Source organism: Neisseria sp. P0022.S010 (genome assembly GCF_051956635.1).
In genome coordinates this window covers 1-5,516 of record NZ_JBQCXF010000187.1, presented here as the reverse complement: position 1 = coordinate 5,516, position 5,516 = coordinate 1, and the positions used below count along the sequence as shown (strand labels likewise).

The 5,516-nt window shown below is 50.3% G+C and carries 4 protein-coding genes and 1 pseudogene; 3 read left to right on the top strand and 2 right to left on the bottom strand.

The window, feature by feature from the left end; genetic code table 11:
* Positions 1-26 precede the first annotated feature (26 nt).
* The 3 genes from fur to dapD all read left to right on the top strand — a co-directional run bounded on the left by fur (position 27) and on the right by dapD (position 2,432).
* On the top strand, positions 27-524 hold the full coding sequence (fur, locus tag ACTHUT_RS13325; protein WP_003682812.1) for a ferric iron uptake transcriptional regulator: 498 nt from the start codon (positions 27-29) through the stop codon (positions 522-524).
* A gap of 77 nt (positions 525-601) precedes the next feature.
* Positions 602-1,348 (top strand): leucyl/phenylalanyl-tRNA--protein transferase, encoded by a 747-nt coding sequence (gene aat, locus ACTHUT_RS13320; protein WP_250599501.1) that lies wholly within the window; start codon positions 602-604, stop codon positions 1,346-1,348.
* 262 nt (positions 1,349-1,610) lie between these two features.
* Positions 1,611-2,432 (top strand): 2,3,4,5-tetrahydropyridine-2,6-dicarboxylate N-succinyltransferase, encoded by an 822-nt coding sequence (gene dapD, locus ACTHUT_RS13315; protein ID WP_003684212.1) that lies wholly within the window; start codon positions 1,611-1,613, stop codon positions 2,430-2,432.
* Positions 2,433-2,625: 193 nt separating this feature from the next.
* Here the strand turns inward: dapD and ACTHUT_RS13310 are convergent.
* Together ACTHUT_RS13310 and rmuC are read right to left on the bottom strand one after the other, a co-directional pair.
* A pseudogene (locus ACTHUT_RS13310) lies at positions 2,626-3,420 on the bottom strand (glycosyltransferase family 8 protein).
* Positions 3,421-3,457: 37 nt separating this feature from the next.
* The gene (rmuC, locus tag ACTHUT_RS13305; RefSeq protein ID WP_250599503.1) at positions 3,458-5,260 is read right to left on the bottom strand and encodes a DNA recombination protein RmuC; all 1,803 of its coding nucleotides are present in this window, start codon (positions 5,258-5,260) and stop codon (positions 3,458-3,460) included.
* Positions 5,261-5,516: the final 256 nt, after the last annotated feature.

Here is a 5,516-nt window from a genome sequence, read left to right as displayed (position 1 = left end):
GATTGCCGCCCTTTAACGGCCCAATAGTGGGCAAACGGGCGGAAAGTGCGTATTATAACGGTTATTACCTTACAGGGATATTGAATATTATGGAAAAATTCAGCAACATTGCGCAATTGAAAGACAGCGGTTTGAAAGTTACGGGTCCACGTTTGAAAATTTTGGACTTGTTCGAGACTCATGCCGAAGAGCATTTGAGTGCGGAAGATGTGTACCGTATCCTGTTGGAAGAGGGTGTGGAAATCGGCGTGGCGACGATTTACCGTGTGCTGACCCAGTTTGAACAGGCCGGCATTTTGCAACGCCACCATTTTGAAACCGGCAAAGCGGTTTACGAATTGGACAAAGGCGATCACCACGACCACATCGTTTGCGTGAAATGTGGCGAAGTAACCGAATTCCACAATCCGGAAATCGAAGCGCTGCAAGACAAAATTGCCGAAGAAAACGGCTACCGCATCGTCGATCACGCGCTGTATATGTACGGCGTATGCGGCGAATGCCAAACCAAAACCAAACGTTAAGCAGTTTGTATGTTGATTTTTCAGACGGCCTTGGGCATTTTCAGCTTGAGGCCATCTGAAACTTTATGGGCTTTGCGATGAAGATTCCTTTTCTTGCGCCACGGGATTATCGTTTTCTCGACCCGTCTTACGCTTTGGCAGAATGCGACGGCTTGGTCGGCGTCAGTGGTGATTTGGATACGGGGCGGCTGTTGTCGGCGTATGGACAGGGGATTTTTCCGTGGTTTAGCCGCGATGGTTGGTTTTTCTGGTATGCGGTTGCGCCGCGAGCCGTGATTGTGCCGGAAAACCTGCATATCGGCCGATCGCTCGCCAAAACTTTGCGCCACAAGCCGTATCGGGTAACGGTCAACCGCTGTTTTGAAAAAGTGATTGCCCATTGCGCCAATGTGCCGCGTCCGGAACAGGACGGAACGTGGATAGAACCTGCGTTTCAGACGGCCTATTTGAAGCTGCATCATCAGGGGCATGCGCATTCGTTTGAATGTTGGCTGCCGGATGAACAAGGCGAAATGCAGTTGGCAGGCGGGTTTTACGGCGTGCAAATCGGCTGCGTGTTTTATGGCGAGTCGATGTTTGCCTTGCGTCCCGATGCGTCAAAGATTGCGTTTGCCCGCGCCGTCCCGTTTCTGGCGGATTTGGGCGTTGCACTGATAGACTGTCAGCAGGATACCGAACATATGCGCCGTTTCGGTTCGCAGTTGATGGATTTTGCCGACTTTCAGACGGCCTTGCAGGATTTGAACGCGAAACCGTTAAAGCGGAATATCGAATGCCGCGTGGTGGCTGAAAATCTTCTGCAAAAGATTGGCGGCGAAGATTGATTTATAGACACGGGGTGTCGTCAGAATCGACGGTCTGCATATTGTGATTGGGAAACCGGTTGGAAAATAAATACGATTCAACTCTCTTGAACAGGCCGTCTGAAAATCTTGGCTTAACCAAAATCCCGTCGTGTAACGCTCGGCGCTAATCATGTTAATAGCTGACGAAATCGCTTTTACATGGCAAAATAACGAGTTAAATATTTGTAATAGGGTGGCCTGAATAGGTTTCAGACGGCCCTGATCTCTTGAAGGAATCAACATGTCTTTGCAAAACATCATTGAAACGGCTTTTGAAAACCGTGCCGAAATCAATCCGAATACCGTTACCCCCGAAGTGCGTGAAGCGGTTTTGGAAACCATCCGCCAACTCGACTCCGGCAAACTGCGCGTTGCCGAGCGTTTGGGTGTGGGCGAATGGAAAGTCAACGAATGGGCGAAAAAAGCCGTATTGCTGTCTTTCCGCATTCAGGACAATGAAATCCTCAACGACGGTGTGAACAAATACTTCGACAAAGTGCCGACTAAATTTGCCGATTGGTCTGAAGACGAATTCCGCAGCGCAGGTTTCCGCGCAGTTCCGGGTGCCGTTGCCCGCCGCGGCAGTTTTGTGGCGAAAAATGTTGTGTTGATGCCTTCTTATGTCAATATCGGCGCATACGTTGACGAAGGTGCGATGGTCGATACTTGGGCGACTGTCGGCTCTTGCGCGCAAATCGGTAAAAACGTGCACTTGAGCGGCGGCGTCGGCATCGGCGGCGTACTCGAGCCTCTGCAAGCCAGCCCGACCATTATTGAAGACAACTGCTTCATTGGTGCGCGTTCTGAAATCGTTGAGGGCGTGATTGTCGAAGAAGGTAGTGTGATTTCTATGGGTGTGTTCATCGGTCAATCCACCAAAATCTTTGACCGTACTACCGGCGAAATCTATCAAGGCCGCGTACCGGCTGGTTCGGTTGTCGTATCCGGCAGTATGCCTTCCAAAGACGGCAGCCACAGCCTCTACTGCGCGGTTATCGTCAAACGCGTGGACGCGCAAACCCGTGCGAAAACCAGCGTGAACGAATTGTTGCGCGGTATCTAATCGGATAACGAACGCCGACTGAGGGTGGGGGGCAAAGCCTGCTTTACGGTCGGGTTTGAATACAAAACAGGCAGAATGTTCTGCCTGTTTTTTTATGGCTTAAAGGCCGTCTGAAACAATTTCAGACGGCCTTTTGTTTTTGATGATGGGTTGTTTAAAGATAATTGAAGGGAACGGAAATCCTTGCCTGAAATTACGCTTTCGGCCAGTCGGCGCAATAGTATTGCCAATAGACTTCGATAAAAGGAATCTCGCTGTAATCGCACAACCACGGTTTGGCGCGTGTGGTGTAGTGGATAACGGGTGGAACAGTGTCGGGTTTGGGGAATACTTCGCCGAGGTTTAGTTTTTGGAAATATTCGACTGCGCCGGTTTGGAAGTTCCAAGACTCGTTCAATTCCAGCCAGCTGTTTCGGAAGACGGTATTTAAGAAACATTGGTCGCCATAGGGTACGGCTTCGTTGAGACAGGCGGCGGTTTTTAGTAGTTACTCCGCGATATTGTGTTCCCGCCATTGCACCAAGTCGGCCAGCAACATGCCTGAATTGAAATAGGGTGTGGTGTGCAGGTCGATAGGGTGTTTCCACTCGATGCGCGCCAAAACGGAATCTTGTACCGCCGCAACGGGATAACCGCGCATATCGAGGTTGAACAAATCATGCAGGGATTGGGTCACCACCATATCGCTGTCGAGATACAGGGCGCGGTCGACAGGCAGGTGCTGCATCATCAGGCGGAAAAATGCAGCATCCGAAATATGGGACAAGCGGCGATATTGGCTGAAGTCCATCTCGATTTTGACATCATTCAGACGGCTGCCGCTGGCTGCGAGCTTTTGGTTGGTATAGTCGATCCATTCCCGCCTGAAGGTATTGTGCATGAGGTAGAAATCGACATTTGTGTTGTGGGTACAGACGGACTTCATCAGTGTATGAACCTGCTCGGCATAGCCGGTATCGGCGGCAAGGACGATGGTGATGTTGCTCATTGTTAAATTCCCTTTATTTGCAATGTCTTAAGTTTTATCAGTCATTTTCTTGGTCTTGTGCGGTCGGTAAGGCAGCGTGGTCTTCGTTTTCCGACATGGCTTTTTCTAATAAATCGCGTTGCAGCTGTTTACCGGCTTTGATGCCCAATTTGCGCAGTTTTTCGGTGCTGCTAATGAGGTTGCCCCTGCCGGAAACCAAGCGGCCATAGGCCGTCTGAAACTGGGATTGTGCCTGACCGAGCGCTTTATTGATGCCGTCCATGCTTTCGACAAAGCCGACAAATTTGTCATAGAGTTTGCTGCCTGCCTCGGCAATCGCCAGCGCGTTTTGGTTTTGCTGCTCGTTGCGCCAGATGTTGGCAACGGTGCGCAGGGTGGCGAGCAGGGTGCTGGGGCCGGTCAGCATGATGCGTTTGTCGAAACACTCTTGGAAGAGGTTCGGATCGTGTTGCAGGGCGAGGAGGTAGGCCGGTTCGACAGGGACGAACATAAAGACGAAGTCCAGCGTTTTGACGCCCTCAAGGTCGGTGTAATCCTTCGCGGCCAAGCTTTTGATGTGGGCGCGGATACTGGCGACGTGGTTGGCAAGCTCGCGTTCTGCTTCTGCGCCGGTGCTTTGCGTATAGCGGACGTAGGCGGTCAGCGATACTTTGGAGTCGATGACGATTTGTTTGTTGTCGGGCAGATTGATGAGGACGTCGGGCTGGAGGCGGCGTTGGGTGCCGTCTGCTTCGTGGCGGACGCTGGAAGCTTGGACGATGTATTCGCGGCCTTTTTGCAGGCCGGAATTTTCCAATACGCTTTCCAAAATCATCTCGCCCCAGTTGCCTTGGGTTTTGTTTTGCGTGCCGGTCAGCGCGGTGGTCAGCGCTTTGGCATCGTGGTGGAGCTGGGTGTTGAGCGTTTGCAGGCGTTTGAGCTCGTTTTCGATGGTCAGGCGTTCTTTGGCTTCTTTTTCATAAGTCTGCTGAACCAGCTCGCTGAAGCCGTGTATGCGTTCGTTGAGCGGATTGAGCAGTTGCTGGAGATGGTCGTGGTTTTGTTCGGTAAAGCGGCGGCTTTTCTCTTCCAAAATTGTGTTGGCGAGGTTTTGGAACTGGTCGCTCAGGTTTTTACGCGCATCTGCCAGCAGGGCCAGTTTTTCTTCGGCAGCCTGACGGTCTTTTTCCGATTGGGTGTTGAGGCGCTCGTTTTGGACTTGAAGCGCGTGATTTTGCTCTAACAGCGTGTCGTATTCTTGTTTCAGACGGCCTTTTTCGGCTTCCTGTTGCTGTAAAAGGCTGTTTTTGTCGTCGATATTGGCTTTTTCTTGCGTTAGTTGTGTGGAGAGGCGTTCGTTTTGGACTTGCAGCGCATGGTTTTGCTCCAACAGCGTGTCGTAGTCTTGTTTCAGACGGCCTTTTTCCGTTTCTTGTTGTTGCAAAAGCGTATTTTTATCCACACTCAAGGCCTGTTCTTGAACCAGCTGCGTGTTTAATCGCTCATTGTTGATTTGCAGGTTTTGCGCGCTTTGCTGCCATTTTGCACATTCGTGTTTTAAAGCTTCGGCTTCGGCCTCGCAATCTTGCAGATAGGCAATCTGTTTTTCGGCTGCGGCAAAGCGGTTGCCCGTCTCCTGCAATTCGTCTTGCAATTCCTGCACGGTATGGCGGCTTTGCGCCAAATCCGCCGCAGTTTGAGCCTGCACCTGTTCGGCAAACTCATGTAGGCGGCGGCTTTCGGCCAATTCTTGCAAAACAATAAAGTGTCGGCTTTGGGCTTGGTAGCGTGTTATCAGCCAAGCAAACAGCGCGCCGATAAAAAATGCGGCCACGCCGGTCAGAATTAGGGTGTTGTTCATGCTGGAAATAGTCAATACGCAGAATATTTCACTATATCATATATTTGCAGCGCATTTTATGGTCGGATATGCGCTAGAAGCGTGTGGTTTCTTTAAAAGAAGCTATCAAAGGTATTGATTTTGACTAAGTAAAGATTTGGGTTGTGAAAAAGATAGATTTATAACATTTTGAATTTAAAAATATATTTAATTTAGAGTGCGATTTTGCAACAAAAAAGGATGGATTTTATGGGTGCGGTAAGGTACGTTTGTAGTG